The organism is Volucribacter psittacicida, assembly GCF_004339025.1.
Lineage (GTDB): Bacteria > Pseudomonadota > Gammaproteobacteria > Enterobacterales > Pasteurellaceae > Volucribacter > Volucribacter psittacicida.
This window is the reverse complement of record NZ_SMFT01000002.1, coordinates 516,539-537,285: the sequence shown is the minus strand read 5'-3', so window position 1 is coordinate 537,285 and position 20,747 is coordinate 516,539. Positions and strand designations below refer to the sequence as shown.

Genomic DNA, 20,747 nt, shown 5'->3' with positions numbered 1-20,747 from the left:
TTCATCTCGATTTTTGTTATTGTCGTTTCAATATAAAGTATCATAACTATATTACCGATTAATTTGATTTTCACTAATTGATTTTACCTAATGTTATAGTCGTTTCAATTTAAAATAAGACAAGGCGGTACGCTGAAGACAGTACAAAGAGTACGGCAAAGAGTACCAACACAGTATTATTTTAAAGTGGGACGACTATAAAAACGGAAAACCTTTTGCCAATCCCGTTGTCCTTGTGCCACCATCACAAAATCTGGGTTAATCAAACTATGCCGTTGATTATAGGTTAAGGGTTGAAATTGAGAATCAAAAATTTTGCCCCCCATTTCACTCAGAATAATCTCCGCTGCCGCGGTGTCCCACTCGCCTGTATTGCCTAAACGCACATAACAATCACATTCGCCCGTTGCTACCAAGGTACTTTTTAATCCACTTGATCCATACACCAAAAATTCACAAGCAAAATTTTCTGGCAAAATCGACCGCACTTTTTGTTGGGAATAACTTGAACCTATCGCAATCTTCAACGGCTGATGCCAGTTTGGTGCTTGCCGAGATAATCTTTGCGTACTCTGTGGCGATTGTTGATAAGCACCATAACCCTGCATAGCATAAAAACTACGTTGCAAAATAGGAGCGTGAATAATGCCTAATGTCGGACGATGCTGTTGCACCAAAGCGATAAGAATGGCAAATTGATCGGTACGATCAATAAATTGTTGTGTACCATCAAGGGGATCGATCAACCAATATTGTTGCCATTGTTGACGTTCAGAAAAGGGAATATGGCAATTTTCCTCTGATAGCACAGGAATATTCGGCGTTAATTGGCTTAATTGCTGAGTTAAAAATTGGCTCACAAATAAATCCGCTTCCGTAACAGGGGTATTATCCGCTTTTAATTGCACATTAACCTCAGCAGATTGCTGATAAAATCGCCGTAAATGTTCGCCTGCTTGTATCGCAATGGCTAATACGGACTGCAACAACGCCTCTGATCGTGCTAACATTCTATTCCTCCCCCTTTAATTTTCACTTGCTGTCTTGGCTAAATAATCCCGTAACGCATATAACGCCACCAAGTTACGAGCCTCGCAAAAATCAGGATCTTGTAATAATTGATCCAACTGACTTAAAGGTATGCTTATCCGTTGCAAAGGTTCAGGCTCATCGCCCTCTAATTGGCTCGGATAAAGATCTTGAGCAATAAAAATGTGCATAGGATTATTCATAAAACTTGGCGATGTATTTACCGTACGCAAAGGAATAAAATGCCTTGCCGCCAAACCGATTTCCTCTTGCATTTCTCGATTGGCACTCTGTTCTGGCGTTTCGCCCACTTCCATTAACCCCTTGGGAAACCCCAGCTCATAACGCTCTGTGCCTACGGCATATTCCTTCACCATCAACAAATTACCCTTTTCAATAGGCAAAACCATTACCGCCGCACGCCTACTGGGCTTAAAGCGTTCATAAGTGCGTAATTCGCCATTAGAAAATTTCAACTCAACCGCTTGAATTTCAAAAAGACGCGATTGTGCCACAACAGAAACAGATAAAATTTGTGGTTTTTGTAATGCTGGCATACTGACCTCAAGTTTTACAAATGAGAGCAATAACGATACCATAAAATACACAAACCACAAATGCGATTATCGTCATTTCAATAAGGACACAAAACGACAATAACAAAACGGAGAAACACAAAATCTATGGCAAAACACCGTTCTCAACCACAAGACAACGAAAAGGATAACAACGTACGTTTAGATAAATGGCTATGGGCCGCCCGATTTTACAAAACAAGAACCCTCGCCAAAGAAATGATTGACGGCGGAAAAGTCCATTACAATGGACAACGAAGCAAGCCCAATAAAAATGTGGAAATTGGGGCAAAAATCCGCTTACGGCAAGGTAACGATGAAAAAGAAGTAGAAGTGCTTGCCTTATCTAGCCAACGGCGAGGCGCTCCTGAAGCACAATTACTTTACCAAGAAACTGAACAAAGCCTTATCCAACGTGAAAAAATGGCATTAGCACGCAAAATGAATGTTATGCCTCACCCTGATCGCCGCCCAAATAAAAAAGAACGGCGTGAACTGATCCAATTTAAAACACAACGATAATTATATGGCTAAGGACGATAAATTCGTTGCTCCTTGATAACCTAATTGTCGCCAAGCCTCATAAACCGCCACTGCCACCGAATTGGATAAATTCATACTACGGCTATTGGCGGTCATAGGAATACGAATTTTTTGGCTCAGGGGCAAACTGTCTAAAATCGTCATAGGAATGCCTCGGGTTTCTGGACCAAACATTAAATAATCCCCCAAAGCAAATTGCACTTCGCTATGCGCGGGTTGCCCTTTGGTAGTCAAGGCAAAAAGACGGCGAGGTTGTTCACTCGTTAAAAAGTCTTGATAAGTTTTATGTTTTTTTATCTGAGCAAATTCGTGATAATCCAAGCCTGAACGGCGTAATTTTTTATCGTCCCAAGTAAACCCTAACGGCTCAATTAAATGTAAACGAAAGCCTGTATTAGCACATAAACGAATAATATTCCCCGTATTCTGTGGAATTTCAGGTTCATACAATACAATATCTAACATCATCATTACCTTAAGCAATTAATCAATAATGCAGGCATTTTAGCAAATTTTATTGTAAAAAACTGTGAGAAAAATGACCGCACTTTAATCCTCATCTCTCCTTAAAAAAACAAACAAAAGTCAATTTTGTGATCAACGCCAAATATTTTTGATTTATATTCACGTATAGTAACTACTCTCTATTTTTTCATTTTAACAAGGAAATACCTCAATGACGGCGACCGAATTATTACAACAAGGTATCAATTTAATGTTCGTAGGTATGGGATTTGTCTTATTATTTTTACTTATATTAATTTATGCCATTGGTTTAATGTCAAAATTCATTAATCGTTTTTTGCCTGAACCTATTCCTAGCAGTAAAAACATTAAACCAACAAGCAAAACAGATAATGATATTGACCGTTTACGTCCTGTTATTGTTGCCGCCGTTCATCATTATCGTCGTCAACAAGGACAGAAATAATTGCCAAGGAGAAAAACCATTATGACAACAACAAAGAAACCTATTTCAATCACCGAATTAGTCTTGCGTGATGCACATCAATCCCTGTTTGCCACACGTTTACGCCTTGATGATATGTTACCCATTGCTGCGGAACTTGATGATATTGGTTATTGGTCTTTAGAGGCTTGGGGTGGGGCAACCTTTGACGCTTGTATTCGTTTTCTTGGTGAAGATCCTTGGGTACGCTTGCGAGAATTAAAAAAGGCTTGCCCCAAAACCCCATTACAAATGCTATTAAGAGGGCAAAATTTGCTTGGTTATCGCCACTATGCTGATGATGTGGTGGATCGTTTTGTGGAGCGTTCGGTCGCCAATGGTATGAGTATATTTCGTGTTTTTGATGCCTTAAATGACCCTAGAAATATGCGACAAGCACTGAAAGCGGTTCGCAAACAAGGGGCTCACGCACAAGGGGCATTAAGCTATACCACAAGTTCCGTTCATCATTTGCAAACTTGGTTAGACACCACAGAGCAACTATTGGAAATTGGCATTGATTCTTTGGTTATCAAAGATATGTCAGGTATTCTCACCCCAATGGCTGCGGCAGAATTAGTGGCTGAAATTAAAGGGCGTTATGGCGATGATGTCCGCTTACATTTACATTGCCATTCCACTACGGGTATGGCAGAAATGGCATTACTTAAGGCGGTTGAAGCTGGTGTGGACGGTATTGATACCGCCATTTCTTCTATGAGTGGCACCTATGGGCACCCCGCAACGGAATCCTTGGTAGCCACCTTACAAAATAGCCCTTATGATACAGGGCTTGATCTGCACCGTTTAGAAAAAATTGCGGCATATTTCCGAGAAGTTCGCAAAAAATATGCGGATTTTGAGGGAAAATTGCGTGGTATTGATAGCCGTATTTTAGTGGCTCAAGTACCCGGCGGTATGTTGACTAACTTAGAAAACCAGTTAAAACAGCAAAATGCCAGCGATAAATTGGATCAAGTTTTACAAGAAATTCCTAAGGTGCGTGAGGATTTAGGTTTTATTCCCTTAGTGACCCCTACATCACAAATTGTGGGAACGCAAGCGGTGATGAATGTGTTAATGGGCGAACGTTATAAAACCATTGCAAAAGAAACAGCAGGCATTTTAAAGGGCGAATATGGCAAAACACCAGCACCGGTTAATCCGCAATTACAAGCAAGAGTTTTACAGGATAAGCCCGCTATTACAGATCGTCCTGCCGATCATTTAGCCCCAGAAATGGAGCAATTAAGCCAAGATATTCAGCAGCAAGCGAAACAAAAAGGGATTCAGTTAGCGGAAAATCAGATTGATGATGTGTTAATTGTGGCGTTATTTCCACAAATTGGCTGGAAATATTTAGAAAATCGTCATAATCCTGATGCCTTTGAACCAGCCCCTGCATTAGCGAGTGAAAAAATATCTGAAAAAGACACCGCACTTGGTGCAAACACTTCCTGTGGAGTGGCGGTATATACCGTTGAATTAGAGGGCAAAGCCTTTGTGGTTAAAGTTAGCGAAGGGGGCGATATTCAACAGATTGAACCTCGTACTCATATTGAGCATCAATCCTGCTCATCAGAAACGAAAAAAACAGCTGAGCAAACACCTTCCTCAACAACTGGCGTGGCAGTGAATGCACCTATGTCAGGTAATATTTGGGAAGTTTGCGTAAGCGAGGGCGAACAGGTCGCCAAAGATCAGGTGTTATTGGTGCTAGAAGCTATGAAAATGGAAACAGAAATTCGTGCCGCTCAAGCAGGAACGGTAAAAGGAATCACTGTGAAAAAAGGCGATGCCGTTAATGTGGGTGATCGCTTAATGCAATTAGTGTAGGTGGCTTATGGAAAGTATTGTGGCATTATTACAAGGCACAGGTATTGCTCATTTAAGTTGGGGGCAAGCGGTAATGATTTTAGTGAGTTTACTGCTACTCTGGCTTGCCATTGTCAAAAAATTTGAACCTTTATTATTGTTGCCGATTGGTTTTGGTGGCTTATTGTCAAATATTCCTGAGGCGGGTATGGCATTTACAGCCTTGGAAAATTTACTCCATAGCCAAAATAGCCAACATCTTGCACAGCTTGCCGAATGGTTAAACTGCTCACCTAATATAACCGCCATTCAAGCCGCTTTGGCACAATTACCTGCCGCCTATCAACAACAAGCGGAATTATTGGCTAATGATCTAGGATATAGTGCAGGTATTTTAGCCTTGTTCTACCAAGTGGCTATTGGTTCTGGTGCCGCCCCCCTAATTATTTTTATGGGGGTAGGGGCGATGACAGATTTCGGGCCCTTACTGGCAAACCCGCGCACCTTGCTATTAGGTGCGGCTGCACAATTTGGTATTTTTGCTACTGTGCTAGGGGCATTAGCATTAAATTGGACAGAACTGATAGATTTTAGCCTACCGCAAGCGGCGGCTATTGGTATTATTGGCGGTGCTGACGGCCCTACGGCGATTTATCTTGCCAGTAAACTTGCCCCTGAATTACTGGGTGCTATTGCGGTCGCTGCTTACTCTTATATGGCATTAGTGCCTTTAATCCAACCGCCGATTATGCGAGCCTTAACCAACCAACAAGAACGCCAAATAAAAATGGTACAGCTACGCAATGTTAGCCAGCGTGAAAAAATTCTTTTTCCAATTATCCTGTTACTTCTCGTGGCATTATTATTACCTGATGCCGCCCCCTTATTAGGTATGTTCTGTTTTGGTAATCTTATGCGTGTTAGTGGCGTGGTAGAACGTCTTAGCGATACCGCTCAAAATGCCTTAATCAATATTGTTACCATTATTTTAGGTTTATCCGTAGGGGCAAAATTAGTGGCAGATAAATTTTTACAGCCACAAACCTTAGGTATTTTAGTGTTGGGTGTCATCGCTTTTGCTATCGGGACAGCCAGTGGCGTATTAATGGCAAAATTAATGAATAAATTTAGCCAACATAAAATTAACCCACTTATTGGCTCCGCAGGGGTCTCCGCAGTACCAATGGCAGCCCGAGTATCTAATAAACTAGGATTAGAAGCCGACTCACAAAACTTTTTATTAATGCACGCCATGGGGCCTAACGTGGCTGGCGTAATAGGTTCTGCCATCGCAGCAGGTGTGATGTTGCGGTATATTAGTGTGATGTGAATCTATTTATAGTTGTTTTAGCATGGGACGACTATGATAATGGTATTCCCCTAAAATCAGTCCCTTTTCTTTTCATTGGCTAATGATTAGGGGGCAGAAAGAATAAACCGCCAATGGCGGTTTATTAGGTTTATTTTTAGAAACGGTAAGCAAAATCTATGCCCACTGCTCTGCCGGGTTGCCAGAAATCATTACGATAACTCCCTCTACGACCTGCTACATCGTCCCAGCGTAAATATTGTTTATTAAATAAGTTATACAGGGTTAATGAAGCATTGAAAGCCTTGTTTGGTTCATATTTCACACCAAGATCAACGGTAGCATAACCTGCCACTGGGTCGACTTTTCCACCATAAACTGGATCTGTACCAATATCTTTTTCTTTTTTCTTAGCGGCGAAGTTGGTACGTACGAACATATCCCAATGTTGGGTAGCATAGCCTAAACGGACATTTCCCTCTAATGGGCTAATACTATTAAGTGGCTGATTGCGATGAGTATCTTTACCTTTTGCCCAAGCAATATTGGTGGATAAAGTTAAACCACGCAATCTTTCATTAATCCAAGAAAAATTTACTTTAGCAAAATATTCTAGTGCATTAACTCTCGTTTTTGGCACATTTTCTAATCTTACCATCCAGTCAGTGGAGGTAATTTGCAAATATTGCATATTCATATAAATCATATCGGTATAGCGAGTATGAGAAAGTGTAATATTTTGCTCTAACCAATCATTATGATATTGCCAAGCTAAAGAAATAGCTCTTGCCGTTTCAGGTTTTAAATCAGGATTAGGTTCTGCTGGCCAATGGAAATAATCTGCTACATTGGTTTCCGTATAACTTGGTACACGCGTTGATTGTGCTAAGTTTAAGGAAAGTAAATGTTCAGGGTTGACTTGCCAATCAAATAATAATCCTAGGTTTAATGGGGTATATTTATAAGTACGGTAAATTTCCTCGCTAGTATCAGTTAAACGATCAAAACTATTTTCATCTGCTTTGATTTTAAATTTTTGCCATTTTAGAGAAGGAGTGATGCTAAAACCTGTATTCCCAAAATGTATTCTATCACGAATAAAAAGACCTATATTTTTACGTTTACTGCGAGGGATATAAGATTGTTCACTCTCACTACTTGAGGTTGATCCAAATAGTGTTTGTGAGTTAAATAAGGATTTTATTTGTTCTAGATCTTCTCTTCCCCAATCTACACCATAGGATAAATTATGTTCTAATGTTGCAGTATTAAATACTTTCTCAGCAATAATATTACCGTAATAGCCTTTCAAATCAAAAGATGTACCTGTACGGTTAATTAATTGCCCAATAGGTGCAAAAATAGGACCAAGCGGTTGGTTTATATAATTAGAAAATTCAGTGTTTGTTTTCTGCCAACTGGTTTGCCAAGAAAGTTTATCAAGTATGCCTAAATTGACCAGATGGCTACCACTCACCGAAATGAATTTACGGCTAGTGTCGGTAAATTTAGGTGGTTCAGTTGTACCAAAAGCGGTTAATTTAGGGGGTGTTTTTTGACTGCTATGATAACGCCCAGCTTGTAGTGTAAAATGGTTTCTTTCATTTAGTTCCCATTGCCATTTAGTAAAAAAGTCTTCACTACGGCGTTTATAATCAGTCAATAATTTTTGATAGTCGGAATGGGTTTTGGCTTCGGAAGATTGACGATGCGTATAGGATACTAAAGCAGACAAGCCGATAATATCGGTATCAAATGCTCCACTAACGTGCTTCATTTGCTCGTGATAGCGGGCATCGTACCCCCCCCCTAGCTCAATACCAATTGGACGGTTGTTAACCAATACATCTTTGGCACTGCGGGTTGTTAAAGATACTGTTCCCGCTAAACCTGTTGAGGTAGGAGAAAAGCTTGGCCCTCGAGAAACAGTCATTGTTTTAATATTGGCTAAATCAAAATAGGCACGTCCTTTGGTATCTTCATGTCCAAATTTAAAACTCGGTGGAACAGGAATACCATCAATTTCTAATGCTACACGCCCACTACCAACCCCCATATCATTGGCTTTTCCACCAACGCCACGAATTTTTACATCTTCTAATATACCGCCATCACCTCCGATAAAACTGACTCCGGGTGTATCGGAAAATAACTCGCGCAATGAAGTCGCTTGTTTAATTTGTTCAGTTGTTGTGCCAGGTACATAATCCTTATTATCTTCTTCCTTTACGATAATAGGGGCTAATTTAGTGGGTTCTTCCTTAGATTCTGTTTCTGCCATGACATTTGTGGCAAAACCAGCAAATAATAAACAATAAATTGGTGAATAACGCATAGTAAATCCTTTGCATTTAATGAAAATGAGAATGGTTACTATATTTGATAACAATATCTTTTGCAAGATAATCCTTTAAAATGTCAGTTATCTTTATTTAACATTTAGTTTAAATTTTATTTAACAAATAAATTTATGATGTAAATGTTTGAAGTGCGGTGAGTTTTTGATTTATTTTTATTATTGAACAGCTATATTACTCATTTGTTATAATAAAAATAATTATCACTTTTAATTGTTTGCCTCAAACAATGCTATATAATACGGACGAGATTTATATTACTCTTATGATTAGTTTTAGCAGTAAATAATCATTACCTAATTTTCTATATTTTATTTAAATCAATCAATGAGGTTATTCATTATGGACAACAATCGCCAAGAAGTTTTAAATAACAAAATCAATACGGACATTGCTGAATTTAGAGAACAATGTTTAACTCTTTATCTTGCTACAGTTGATCAAGAGGGAGTACCCAATGCGAGCTATGCACCTTTTATCTATGATAATAATCAATATGTCGTGCTTATTTCAGATATGGCTAAACATGCACGTAACCTCAAACAAGTTAATAGTGTATCTTTAATGTTGATTGAAGATGAAAAAACCGCGCGTGAATTATTTGCACGTAAGCGTTTAACTATGAACGCCATTGCCCGTTTAGTAGATAAAGAAACAGAAGAAGGGCAACAATTATTGGCTAAATTACAGCAACGCTATGGTGAGCGTATTAATGAATTAGGGGAATTAGGCGACTTTAATTTGTTTGTGTTTGAGCCATTAGATGGGTTATTTGTGAAAGGCTTTGGAAAAGCGTTTAAATTAGATAGTGAGGGGAAGATAATTCATCTTCGTGGTGGGCATAAAAATATGCCACATAGTGAGCAAGGTAATCATTAATATAGTCGTTTCAATTTAAAATAAGATAAGGTGGTACGCTTCGTAATACATATAGGAGTGCGAGGCATACCAACGGTATTATTTTGAAGTCGGATAACTATAAATAAGGGGCTGTACTGGATAACTAGAAAAAATTACTCTTAACTAATCGTTTTAAAACGCCATTCACACTCTTTTAAATATAGCTCAAAATGTGCTTTAGGAATGCTATTAATATGATTATGATGTTCAGCAGAATGTGTGCTGTGATTGATGAGAGAATAACTAAATTCTCTCACATCAAACACATCATCACTGCGATAAGTATCGGTGTAAACAAATAGTATTAGGTCAAATAATAGGAGGTCAGGTCACAATTTTGTATTAGGGACAGCAACGGTATAAACTTTACTATTACGCTGCAAAAGCCAGAATATAGTGACTTCACTTGCTGTGTCACACCCTAGTTTACCCTATAAGCTCCACCAAAATTACTTTCATCAGCTTCAACTTCTCCCTCAATATTTCTAAATGAAGACTATTTTGATAAATGAATAAGCGTAAGCGATGAAAATAAAAGCAGCTGTATTTTTATTGACATTCACGAGTTCAGAGACTGTTTTTTGCAGTAATGCTAGCCACGAAAGATTCAATAAGTTTGTGTTTATAAAGAGTTTTTTAAATCAAGAAAGGTTGCTGATAATTTGAAAAAATGCTTATTAGCAACCATTTTGTCCATTACACCTATAAGTTTGATGCCGCAATGAGTCGTTTTGTATAGTCTTGTTGAGGGTTGTTGAAAACCTGTTCCACATCGCCAGTTTCCACGATTTTCCCTTGATTCATGACGATAATGCGATCACTTAATGCGCGAATAACCGCTAAATCGTGGCTAATGAAAATATAGCTTAAGCCGTATTTTTGTTGTAAACGGTTAAGCAGTTCTACCACGGTAATTTGGGTAGCACGATCTAAGGCTGAAGTTGGCTCATCAAGGAGCACAAATTGGGGTTCAAGGATAATTGCCCGTGCGATGGCGATACGTTGCCGTTGACCTCCTGAAAATTCGTGGGGATAACGGTTTATCATGGTTGGGGATAAGTTCACTTCTTGTAGCATTTGGCAAACTTTTTCTCGCCGTTCTGCTTTACTTAGTGTTGGGCAATGTACCGTTAATCCCTCACCGATAATTTCGCCGATAGTTAAGCGTGGTGATAAAGAATTAAAGGGATCTTGAAACACCATTTGCATATCTTTTTTCAGGCATTGATGTGTCACTTGATCTAATTGTGCAAGGTTAATACCATTAAAACTCAAGCTACCCTGATAAGGTAAAATTTGCATAATAGCACGTCCTAAGGTAGATTTTCCTGAACCTGATTCACCGACAATGCCTAGGGTTTCGCCTATTTTTAGCTCTAAGGAAAGAGTTTTTACGGCATTAAAAATTTTCTTTGGCTTACCAAAGAGATTACGTTTTAATACATAATCTACGGAGAGTTGTTGTGCTTTAATTAATGCTTCTGTCCTTGAGCTTTGTTGTGTTTTGAGATGAGTTGGAATAGGGGTAAGCAATTCGATAGTGTAGGGATGTTGTGGTTGTGCAAATACTTGTTGGGTTTCGCCTTGTTCAATAATTTCACCATTTTTCATGACACAAACGCGATCAGAATAACGGCGGACTAAGCGTAAATCGTGAGAAATAAGGATAATTGCCATTCCTATTTCTTGTTGCAATTCAAGCAATAGATCGAGGATTTCTGCTTGGGTTGTGACATCAAGGGCTGTGGTTGGCTCATCAGCAATGAGTAAATCAGGCTGATTAATGATTGCCATGGCGATCATTATTCGTTGTAATTGCCCACCAGAAAACTCGTGCGGATAACAATCTAATTTTTTCTCTGCCTGCGGAATTTTTACTTTGTGAAGTGCCTTCAATGCCATTTGTTTGGCTTGTTGTTTATTAATCTGTGGCTGGTGGATATGCAAGGCTTCGCTAATTTGTTTGCCAATGGTCATATAGGGGTTTAATGAGGTCATTGGTTCTTGAAAAATCATTCCAATACGATCGCCACGTAATTTTTGTAAGGTTTTTTCATTGAGATCAAGGAGAGAATGCCCTTCAAAGAGTATTTGAGAGTCTGGTCCATAACGCACAATATTTTTAGGCAAAAGTTGCATAATTGCCATTGAGGTAACGGATTTTCCTGAACCAGATTCTCCAACAATGGCAAGGGTTTGTCCTTTATCAAGTTGAAAGGAAATTGAACGTACTGCTTGTACATATTGATCGTCAGTTTTAAGTTGTACTTGTAAATTTTTTACGTCTAATAATGCCATCACAATACCTATTTATCTTTTGGATCGAGGGCATCTCGTAAGCCATCGCCAATAAAATTAAAACAAAATAAGGTTAAACAAAGAAAGAATGCAGGAAAAATCAGTAACCAAGGCGAGGTTTCCATTTGCATTGCGCCATCACTTAATAATGCACCCCAACTGCTCATGGGTTCTTGAGTCCCTAATCCGAGAAAGCTCAGAAATGATTCAAATAAAATTAATGAAGGAACTTCTAAGGAGGCATAGACTACCACAATACCTAATACATTAGGAATAATGTGTCGCCAAATAATTTGGCGGCGAGAAACGCCACAAACAACGGCGGCTTCAATAAATTCTTTATTTTTTAGGCTAAGGGTTTGTCCTCGTACAATACGAGCTAAATTGAGCCACGCAATCATACCGATTGCAACAAAAATTAATAGAATATTTTTACCAAATAGAGTGACTAGTAGAATCACGAAAAACATAAAGGGAAAAGAGCTTAATATTTCTAAAAAGCGCATCATTATCATATCAGTTTTACCACCGATGTAGCCTGAAATAGCACCATAAATCGTGCCAATGAATACAGCAATCAATGCTCCTGCAATGCCAACCATTAATGAGATTCGTCCCCCTATTGCTACCCGTACTAACAAATCACGCCCAGAACTGTCAGTACCAAAATAATGCCCAGAGGTAAAATCTGGGGCAACACCCATCATATTCCAGTCGGTATCTTCATAGCTAAAAGGCATAAACATAGGGACAAAGATAATAAATAACACTATCAGTAGTAAGGTAATTAAACTGGCTACTGCGGCTTTATTGCGGAAAAAACGGCGGCGGGCATCTTGCCACAGACTACGCCCTTGTATCCTTTGTTGGCTAAGTTGTTGAGCAAACTGTTGTTTTTCTTTATTTAGCATAATTATCCTTATGAATAGCGAATTTTAGGATCGATCACGGCGTATAAAATATCCACAATGGCATTAAAAAGAATGGTTAATGTGCCGACAAGAATGGTTAAGCTTAGCACTAAAGAATAATCACGATTTAATGCGCCATTAACAAAAAGCTGTCCAATGCCGGGTAGTCCAAATACGCTTTCAATCACCATTGAACCTGTAATAATGCCTACGAAGGCTGGACCGAGATAGGTGATTACAGGTAACAAAGCAGGACGTAATGCGTGTTTAAAAACAATTTGCCACATAGGAAGCCCTTTGGCTTTTGCGGTACGAATAAAATTGGTATGTAATATTTCGATCATTGAGCCTCTTGTTATCCTTGCAATGCCTGCTACATAACCAATTGTTAAGGATAAAACGGGCAATACCATATAATAAAGTTGCCCGCCATTCCAGCCGCCAGCAGGTAACCATTGTAAATGAATTGCAAAAAATAGCACTAATAGAGGAGCAAAAACAAAACTTGGCATAATGACTCCTGTCATTGCGAAGGACATAATAAAATAATCCCACCAGCTATTTTGTTTAAGAGCAGCGGTAGTCCCTGCGGATAACCCAATAACAACGGCTAACACAAAAGCTACAATACCTAACTTAAAAGATACTGGGAAAGCAGAAGCAATAAGGCTATTGACGCTTTGATCCTTATATTTAAATGAAGGTCCAAAATCCCCTTGTGCAAGATTTTTTAAATATAAGACATATTGTTTGGATAAAGGCTCATTAAAATGATATTTCGCTTCAATATTCGCCATTACCTCTGGTGGATAAGCCTTTTCTGAGGTAAAAGGACTACCCGGAGCAAGCCGCATAAGAAAAAAAGAGACGGTAATTAAAATAAATAAGGTTGGAATTGCTTCTAATAATCGTTTAAATATAAATTTCAGCATTATTTTCTCCGTTTTTAGTCAAAAATACCCTTAAGGTTTGATGCTTAAGGGTATTTTGTACAACTTAATGCTTAATAATATAAAGGTTTCTTAACAAAATATCATCTTGTGGATCTTTGCCCGTATAGCCTTTCACATAAGGTTTTACTAAACGAGGATTAACATAATTATAAACAGGGATAATAGCAAAATCTTCTGCAAGTATGCGTTCAGCTTTCGCATAAACTTCAGCACGTCCATTAGCATCTGCCATTTGATAAGATTGTACAATCACATCATCATACTTCTTATTCTTATAGAAAGCAGTATTATTGCTAGAGTTGGATAAGAAATAATTGGTAAATGAGCTTGCTTGGTTATAATCCGCAGACCAGCCAGCACGAGCCACATCATAATTACCTTGACGGCGACTATCAATGTAAGTTTTCCATTCTTGGTTTTCTAATTTCACATCAATTAGACCTTTGGTATTAGCTTTCCAAATAGAGGCGGCGGCAATCGCTACTTTTTTATGATTTTCGTTCGTGTTATATAAAATAGTAAATTTCAGTGGGTTTATTTTACTAAATCCTGCTTCTTCCAATAATTGAATGGCTTGTTGGTTACGTTCCGCCATAGATTGTGTTGCATACTCTGGCTGTGCAATTTTTTCGCCCTCTTCAATATAAGTCGGGGTAAATGCATAGGTTGGAGTTTGACCTTGAGCTAGTACCTTGTCAGTAATAATATTGCGATCTAAGGCAAGATTTAATGCTTTACGTACACGAATATCATTAAAAGGGGCTTTCGCATTATTGATTTCATATAAATAGGTTGCCAATGTTTTACTGACAAAAATTTCATCAGGCATATCTTGTTTCAATTTAGCGAATTGTTCTGGTGGTAAAGCATAATGAGTAATATCTAAATCGCCTGCACGATAGCGTTGTACATCGGTAGTTGGATTTTCAATGGCTAAAAATGTGGCTTTATCAATCACAGTTTGTTTATCATTCCAATAATGTGGATTACGTTTAAACACAATTTTCTCATTAATAACGTGTTCAGCTAGAGTATAGGCCCCATTTCCTACATGATTACCGATTTTTACCCAATTTGCACCATATTGCTCAATGACTTTGCGAGGAACGGGTAATAAAGATTGATGAGTGGTTAACCCTACTGCATAAGGAACAGGTTGTTCAAGCTCCACAACGAAAGTGTAATCATCAATGGCTTTAACTCCAAGCTCTTCGGGTTGTTTATGGCCATCAATAATCTCCTGGGCATTTTTTACCTGTAAATAAACAAGAAAACTTGAATAAGGGGAAGCGGTAGCAGGGGTAACTAAACGTCGCCAAGAATAAACAAAATCCTCTGCGGTAATAGGATCACCATTTGACCATTTCGCCCCTTTGCGTAAATGAAAAGTCCAAGTTTTAAAATCAGGACTACTTTCCCAAGACTCCGCTACGCCGGGTTGTTCCTGCCCATATTCATCTTTAGTTACTAAACCTTCATATAATTGAAAAGCCACTTGTGCTTCTGGTAAGCCTTCTGTTAATTGAGGATCAAAACTTTGTGGTTCAGAACCATTATTGATAGTGATATGTTGCTTGTCTGCTAACACAGTTCCTTCAGGCACGTTAGCCGCAAACACAGAAAAAGATAATCCATAAGCCACAGAGGCAGCGAATAAATAACGGGTAAAAGCAGTTGTCATATTATGTTCCTTTTATTTAGCAGAAATAGGGTTATTAGTAACTTAAAATATGGGGGTTGTAAAGAGATTAAGGGGGATTTGTGTTAAAAGTCGTTTGTTTTGTAATAAATTTTATAATAAATAAAATAATCAATGACCTTTTATTCTTTATCACTATTTTATTTCAAAAGAATATGAAATATCAGTCTTTTAAATATTTAATAATAACATTTCGTGATCATTCTCACAAATTCAACAAATAATCAAGGAAATTTTAATAATAATCGCCTTTTATGTGCTAAATTATATCAACCTATTCATAAGTATCATGCTAAAAACGAAAGTAAACGAAAGGAGGTATTATGACAATTTCACGTCGTAGGTTTATTCAAGGGGTGGCTACTGGTGGAGCAGCTGTTGCTCTCGCTGGTAAAATAACCACTGCTCAGGCAGAGGAGCAAGGTAAAAGTAAGAAAGCTACTAAGCCACTAAATTTACTATTGGTATTTCCCGATGAAATGCGTTCAATGGCACAAGGCTTTAAAAATGAAGATCCTGTGATAACACCGCATTTAGATGCCTTTGCTAAGCAGGCTAAAGTGATGGATCAAATGGTATCTAATTATCCATTATGTTCGCCATTCCGAGGTATGTTCCTCACAGGGAAATACCCTATTTCCAATGGTGTAACGGGTAATACTCACGATTATGGCGGTAAAGTAGGAATCGAATTGTCGCCTTATGAAACCTGTTGGTCTGATGTATTAAAACAACAAGGTTATTCTTTGGGATATATTGGAAAATGGCATTTAGATGTGCCACAAGAGCCTTATATTAAGAGTTATAACAATCCTATGGAAGGGCGTTATTGGAACGATTGGACGCCACCAGATCGTCGCCACGGTTTTGATTTCTGGTATTCCTATGGCACTTACGATTTACATTTAAAACCGATGTATTGGGGCAATGATACACCGAGAGAATATCCGCAATATGTGGATCAATGGGGACCTGAACACGAAGCAGATATGGCGATTAAATATTTGCGTAATGAAGGTAACCAATATCGTGATCCTAATAAACCTTTCGCTCTAGTTGTATCTATGAACCCTCCTCACTCTCCTTATGATCAAGTACCACAAAAATATCTTGATATGTATAAGGATAAGACCTCAAAAGATCTCAATATTCGCCCAAATGTACAATGGGATAAAGAATACCTTGAAGGTTATGGGCCACAGTATTTCAAAGAATATTTAGCAATGGTTACAGGGGTTGATGAACAATTTGGACGAATTTTAGCGGAGTTAGAAGCTCAAGGATTAGCAGAAGACACTCTAGTGGTATTCTTCTCTGATCACGGTTGTTGTTTAGGTTCGCACGGTGCTCCAACTAAAAATAACGCTTATGAAGAATCAATGCGTGTGCCAATGATGTTCCGATTACCAAATCGCATTAAAGTAGGGGTGAATCAAAGTTTGATGTCTGCCCCTGATATTTATCCGACTATTTTAGATTTGTTAGGCTTTAAGGATAAAATCCCGGGGCAAGTGCAAGGGGTCAGTTTAGCGGAGCAAATTCTATCAGATAGCGGCGAAGCACCGACCTCTCAGCTTTATTTATTTGTGCCTTATGGGCAACCGTCCTTTGGGCGGCGTGGGGTGCGAACGAAAACCCATACTTTAGTAGTGGAACGACAAGACGGCGAGCCATTAAAATATACCCTATTTGATAATATCAATGATCCTTATCAAATGACCAATATTGCCGAGAAACAGCCTGAATTAGTACAAAAACTCATTAAGGAAGAATTGATTCCTTGGTTAGAGAAAACCAACGATTCTTGGCGACCCGTTGAATTTACCAGCGGTTTTACCAATCGCTTAAAAAAACAGCTTGCAGAATGTAAAGCGTAATGGTTGTATCCCCTTTGTAGTCGTTTCAATTTAAAAATGAGACAAGGCGGCACACCGAAGACAGTACAAATAGTACGGCGAGGCGTGCTAACGCTGTATCATTTTAAAGTGGGGCGACTATAGTTTCGGCTAAAGGGGAATATTAAGGAGTTGTACCTATGTCAGAAAATATTCGTTATAACCAACGCCCACGTTTGGCACACGAACACCCCACTTGGCGAGATTATTGCCGTTTTTTATGGCAAAATTTATGCAGCCTCCCCAAACGCAAAAAAGCCTTTAATCAATTAGATCGCCAATTACACCAACAATTTACTCAAGCAGACTTTTCATCATCACAATTTGATTTTTTAATTGATTATTTTGTCCAATCCTTTTTACATTATGCCGATAAGGATTATGCACGAGCTTATTATCCAGGCTTTCCCTCTGAACAAGGCATACAATCAGACAGTATTGAGGGTGTAACCCGTAATTTGCCCCTATTGGCGGTATTTTTACGCAACCGCAATCCACAACACCCACTGTATTGTCAGGTACAACAAGCGGTCAGCCAAAGTTTTGTGGCAGCAACCGATCCGAAAAACCCTAATTATTGGGGCGAATTAGGCGATTATCAGCAAGCGGTTTGTGAAGCCGCCGATTTTGCCTTAGCCTTATGGTTAAGCAAAAAACAAGTTTGGGCAACTTACTCATCAGCTCAACAACAGCAAATAATCGCTTGGCTTAAAGGCATCAATCAGGTGAAAACGGTGGATAATAATTGGCATTTATTTGTGTTATTGGTGCAATTTGTCATCAAAGATCTCACAGGGGAAGACCATATTAATTGGGATCGTTACCAACGCATTAAAGAATTTTATGTGGGCGAAGGCTGGTTTCGTGATGGAGCAAAAGGCAATTTTGATTATTATAACTCTTGGGGTTTTCATTACGGCTTATTCTGGTTAGATCAAATTAATCCTGATTTTGACCGCACTTTTATTCAACAAAGTGCGGTAGATTTTTGCAAAAAATTTAAATATTTATTTAGCACACAAGGTTTTGCTTTTTTCGGACGCAGTATTCCTTATCGTTTTGCCGCCCCTTGTGCCTTGATTAGCACAATGATCCAACAACAGAAAACTGACGGACAAAGCAAACGCGTTGTGGCTCAACTTTTTACCTTTTTCATTAAAAATGGCGGCATCAAAGCAGGGAATTTTACCCAAGGGGTATTTGCACAAGATCGCCGTTTAATTGATCCTTACAGCGGACCAGCTAGCAGTTTATGGTCTCTGCGTAGTTTGATTTTATTGCTTTATGGTGCAGAACAAATCCATTATTGGCAAACGGAACAACAGCCTTTAGCCATTGAACAAGGGGATTATGATATTTATATTGAACCAATCCAACTTAGAATTATTGGCACACAACAAAGCCAAGAAGTGGTCGCCATTTTTTCGCATAATCAATACTCTGATATTCCAATAACAGAGGGGGCATTAGTGCAACAACCTTGTTATTATCAATGGTTAGAAACCCTATTTGCTCGTTCAACCAGAGGGAAAAACAACTTACTACGCAAAGGGGTAACCTGTTATTCCTCAAGGTTAAATTTATATGTGAAAACGGATAAATAATGTTAATTACCTTGAATAAAGAGATTATTAATACATTATCAGAAACCGAATTACGCATTGTTCAGTTTATTAACCAAAATGCGGAACGTCTTTCGCAACTTTCCATTATGGATATTGCTTTTGAAACTTACTCTTCGCCTGCGAGTGTTTCTCGTGCCATTAGAAAATGCCATTTATCTGGTTTTAATGAACTACGTTATAAATTAACCCATAATTCAGTACATAATGATGTACTGAATTTAGGCGAAGTCATCAATAAATCCTTGCGTGAAGTACAACAAACCATTGAACAAATTGCGGTTGCCAAAGTACTAGATATTATTGAGCAAATTAAACAAGCTAAACGTATTTTTATTTTTGCGCGTGGCTTAACGGAAGAAGTGGCGAGCGAATTTGCTTTAAAATTACAGTTATTGGATTTTAATGCGGTAGCAATTCGTGATCCTAATATTATGAAAATCAAAAGCCAAACAATGACCAAACAAAATTTACTCTTTTTATTTTCATTAAATGGTTATACCCAAGAATTGATTGAGTCGGCGCAAAATGCCAATTACAGTGGGGCAACAGTAATGAGTTGCACCTGTAATCCTGATTCGCCATTATTAGCTTATTCAGATCATTATTTATTAGGCTATAAAAATAGCAACGTCGCCATTAAAACCTACGAAGTCGCCTCTCGTTTACCGTTGCAAATTATGGCGAGGATTATCATTGATTATTTGGTGTTGAATGGGGATAACAAGTAATCTTTAACAACCCCATTCTCATTTCCAAAATCTGAAAACATTTTCAGCGTTTTTTGCCTTATCTTATTCCTTATAAAAAATATGTTGAAAATCCACCGCACTTTTATAGTCGTTTCAATTTAAAATGAGACAAGGCGTTACGCCGAAGACAGTACAAAAAGTACGGCGAGACGTACTAACGCTGTATCATTTTAAAGTGGAATGACTATATCTAAAAAGGAAAAGAGATTATGCTTTATACCCTTACCACCAACCCTGCCATTGATATGAATATTGCTTGTAATGGGCTATTGGCAAATCAGGTTAATCGTACCTTCAATGCAGTTTATACGCCAAATGGCAAAGGGCTTAATGTGAGTTTTGTTTTACAACATTTCGGTATCCGTTCTACCATACTGGGCTTTTTTGGCGGTTTTTCGGGGCATTATATTGTTGAGCAAGTGAAACAGCGTGATATAGAGATTTTACCGATTTGGTTGGACGACATTACGCGTATCAATGTGTTTGTGAATGATAATAAACAAGAATATAAGTTAGTCAATGAGGGAGCGTTCGTGCCGAAAGAGAAACAACAAGCCTTATTAGACCAACTGGAACAATTATACGATCTTGATGTATTAACCATTAGTGGGAGTTTGGCGAAAGGTATTGAACCTGATTATTATCATTCGCTTTTGCAATGTTGCCAACGAAAAAACAGCAAAGTCATTTTGGATATTAGTTCGCCTAATTTGGCAGAGTTATTGGCTTATCGTCCTTATTTAATCAAACCCAATGATGAAGAATTAACACAAATCTTTGGCATAACACTTGAGCGACAATCTGATGTAATTGAGGCATTGCGATATTTGCATCATCTAGGGACTCAAAATATTTTGCTGACCTTAGGGGAAAAAGGGGCATATTTTTTTAATGGAGATCAGTTTTATTTTGTCAGCGCTAAACCTGTTGAGTTAGTGAGCTCTGCTTGTGCGGGCGATGCGAGCTTAGCGGCTTTTTTATCGCTATGGTTAGCCCACCCCTCTCAGTTGATTCAGGCGTTAAAGCGGGCGGCAGCAACAGGGGCGAATGTAGCGGAGAGTAATGGGATTGGCGATTTGGCGCGTGTTATGCAATATCAGCAGTATATTGAAGTAAAACTTATTGATTAAATGATGGAGG

The 20,747-nt window shown here is 38.5% G+C and carries 17 protein-coding genes and 1 pseudogene; 9 read left to right on the top strand and 9 right to left on the bottom strand.

What is annotated here, in order from left to right; translation table 11 throughout:
• Positions 1-176 precede the first annotated feature (176 nt).
• A complete protein-coding gene (cysQ, locus tag EV694_RS05925) occupies positions 177-1,010 on the bottom strand; it encodes a 3'(2'),5'-bisphosphate nucleotidase CysQ (RefSeq protein ID WP_132690494.1) in 834 nt (277 codons plus the stop codon).
• A gap of 15 nt (positions 1,011-1,025) precedes the next feature.
• Positions 1,026-1,586: an ADP compounds hydrolase NudE gene (gene nudE / locus EV694_RS05920; protein WP_132690492.1), complete on the bottom strand. Its 561-nt coding sequence runs from the start codon at positions 1,584-1,586 to the stop codon at positions 1,026-1,028.
• A 126-nt stretch (positions 1,587-1,712) separates the two neighbouring features.
• Between nudE and hslR the strand changes: the two genes are divergently transcribed.
• Positions 1,713-2,126 (top strand): ribosome-associated heat shock protein Hsp15, encoded by a 414-nt coding sequence (gene hslR, locus EV694_RS05915; protein ID WP_132690490.1) that lies wholly within the window; start codon positions 1,713-1,715, stop codon positions 2,124-2,126.
• Here the strand turns inward: hslR and trmL are convergent, their stop codons facing one another.
• Positions 2,127-2,612 (bottom strand): tRNA (uridine(34)/cytosine(34)/5-carboxymethylaminomethyluridine(34)-2'-O)-methyltransferase TrmL, encoded by a 486-nt coding sequence (trmL, locus tag EV694_RS05910; protein WP_132690488.1) that lies wholly within the window; start codon positions 2,610-2,612, stop codon positions 2,127-2,129.
• A 211-nt stretch (positions 2,613-2,823) separates the two neighbouring features.
• On the opposite strand from trmL, the gene EV694_RS05905 reads away from it, so the two are divergent.
• From EV694_RS05905 to EV694_RS05895, 3 genes are read left to right on the top strand one after another with little or no spacing between them, the layout of a single operon-like run.
• Complete coding sequence (locus EV694_RS05905) at positions 2,824-3,078, top strand: oxaloacetate decarboxylase subunit gamma (RefSeq protein WP_132690486.1); 255 nt, start codon at positions 2,824-2,826, stop codon at positions 3,076-3,078.
• A gap of 21 nt (positions 3,079-3,099) precedes the next feature.
• Entirely contained in the window at positions 3,100-4,932 is a 1,833-nt protein-coding gene (gene oadA / locus EV694_RS05900) for a sodium-extruding oxaloacetate decarboxylase subunit alpha (RefSeq protein ID WP_132690484.1), read from the top strand.
• 7 nt (positions 4,933-4,939) lie between these two features.
• Positions 4,940-6,241: a sodium ion-translocating decarboxylase subunit beta gene (locus EV694_RS05895; protein ID WP_132690482.1), complete on the top strand. Its 1,302-nt coding sequence runs from the start codon at positions 4,940-4,942 to the stop codon at positions 6,239-6,241.
• 136 nt (positions 6,242-6,377) lie between these two features.
• Here EV694_RS05895 and EV694_RS05890 read toward each other — a convergent pair whose 3' ends face one another.
• On the bottom strand, positions 6,378-8,555 hold the full coding sequence (locus EV694_RS05890; protein WP_132690480.1) for a TonB-dependent receptor domain-containing protein: 2,178 nt from the start codon (positions 8,553-8,555) through the stop codon (positions 6,378-6,380).
• 364 nt (positions 8,556-8,919) lie between these two features.
• Between EV694_RS05890 and EV694_RS05885 the strand changes: the two genes are divergently transcribed.
• Positions 8,920-9,456 (top strand): HugZ family pyridoxamine 5'-phosphate oxidase, encoded by a 537-nt coding sequence (locus tag EV694_RS05885; RefSeq protein WP_132690478.1) that lies wholly within the window; start codon positions 8,920-8,922, stop codon positions 9,454-9,456.
• A 140-nt stretch (positions 9,457-9,596) separates the two neighbouring features.
• Here the strand turns inward: EV694_RS05885 and EV694_RS05880 are convergent.
• The 5 genes and pseudogenes from EV694_RS05880 to EV694_RS05860 all read right to left on the bottom strand — a co-directional run bounded on the left by EV694_RS05880 (position 9,597) and on the right by EV694_RS05860 (position 15,320).
• Positions 9,597-10,089: pseudogene (locus tag EV694_RS05880) on the bottom strand (IS1595 family transposase).
• A gap of 90 nt (positions 10,090-10,179) precedes the next feature.
• A complete protein-coding gene (locus EV694_RS05875; RefSeq protein WP_132690476.1) occupies positions 10,180-11,775 on the bottom strand; it encodes an ABC transporter ATP-binding protein in 1,596 nt (531 codons plus the stop codon).
• An 8-nt stretch (positions 11,776-11,783) separates the two neighbouring features.
• On the bottom strand, positions 11,784-12,686 hold the full coding sequence (gene oppC, locus EV694_RS05870; RefSeq protein WP_132690474.1) for an oligopeptide ABC transporter permease OppC: 903 nt from the start codon (positions 12,684-12,686) through the stop codon (positions 11,784-11,786).
• An 8-nt stretch (positions 12,687-12,694) separates the two neighbouring features.
• Complete coding sequence (gene oppB / locus EV694_RS05865) at positions 12,695-13,618, bottom strand: oligopeptide ABC transporter permease OppB (protein ID WP_132690472.1); 924 nt, start codon at positions 13,616-13,618, stop codon at positions 12,695-12,697.
• 64 nt (positions 13,619-13,682) lie between these two features.
• Entirely contained in the window at positions 13,683-15,320 is a 1,638-nt protein-coding gene (locus EV694_RS05860; protein ID WP_132690470.1) for an ABC transporter substrate-binding protein, read from the bottom strand.
• Between the two features lie 341 nt (positions 15,321-15,661).
• On the opposite strand from EV694_RS05860, the gene EV694_RS05855 reads away from it, so the two are divergent.
• The 4 genes from EV694_RS05855 to pfkB all read left to right on the top strand — a co-directional run bounded on the left by EV694_RS05855 (position 15,662) and on the right by pfkB (position 20,737).
• Positions 15,662-17,215, top strand: a complete 1,554-nt coding sequence (locus tag EV694_RS05855) for a sulfatase-like hydrolase/transferase (protein WP_132690468.1) — start codon at positions 15,662-15,664, stop codon at positions 17,213-17,215.
• A gap of 158 nt (positions 17,216-17,373) precedes the next feature.
• Positions 17,374-18,837 carry a DUF2264 domain-containing protein gene (locus EV694_RS05850; RefSeq protein WP_132690466.1) on the top strand — a complete coding sequence of 488 codons (1,464 nt, stop codon included), beginning with the start codon at positions 17,374-17,376 and terminating at the stop codon, positions 18,835-18,837.
• On the top strand, positions 18,837-19,586 hold the full coding sequence (locus EV694_RS05845; protein ID WP_132690464.1) for a MurR/RpiR family transcriptional regulator: 750 nt from the start codon (positions 18,837-18,839) through the stop codon (positions 19,584-19,586). The genes EV694_RS05850 and EV694_RS05845 overlap by 1 nt, the downstream gene beginning before the upstream one ends.
• A gap of 230 nt (positions 19,587-19,816) precedes the next feature.
• Entirely contained in the window at positions 19,817-20,737 is a 921-nt protein-coding gene (pfkB, locus tag EV694_RS05840; protein WP_132690462.1) for a 1-phosphofructokinase, read from the top strand.
• Positions 20,738-20,747: the final 10 nt, after the last annotated feature.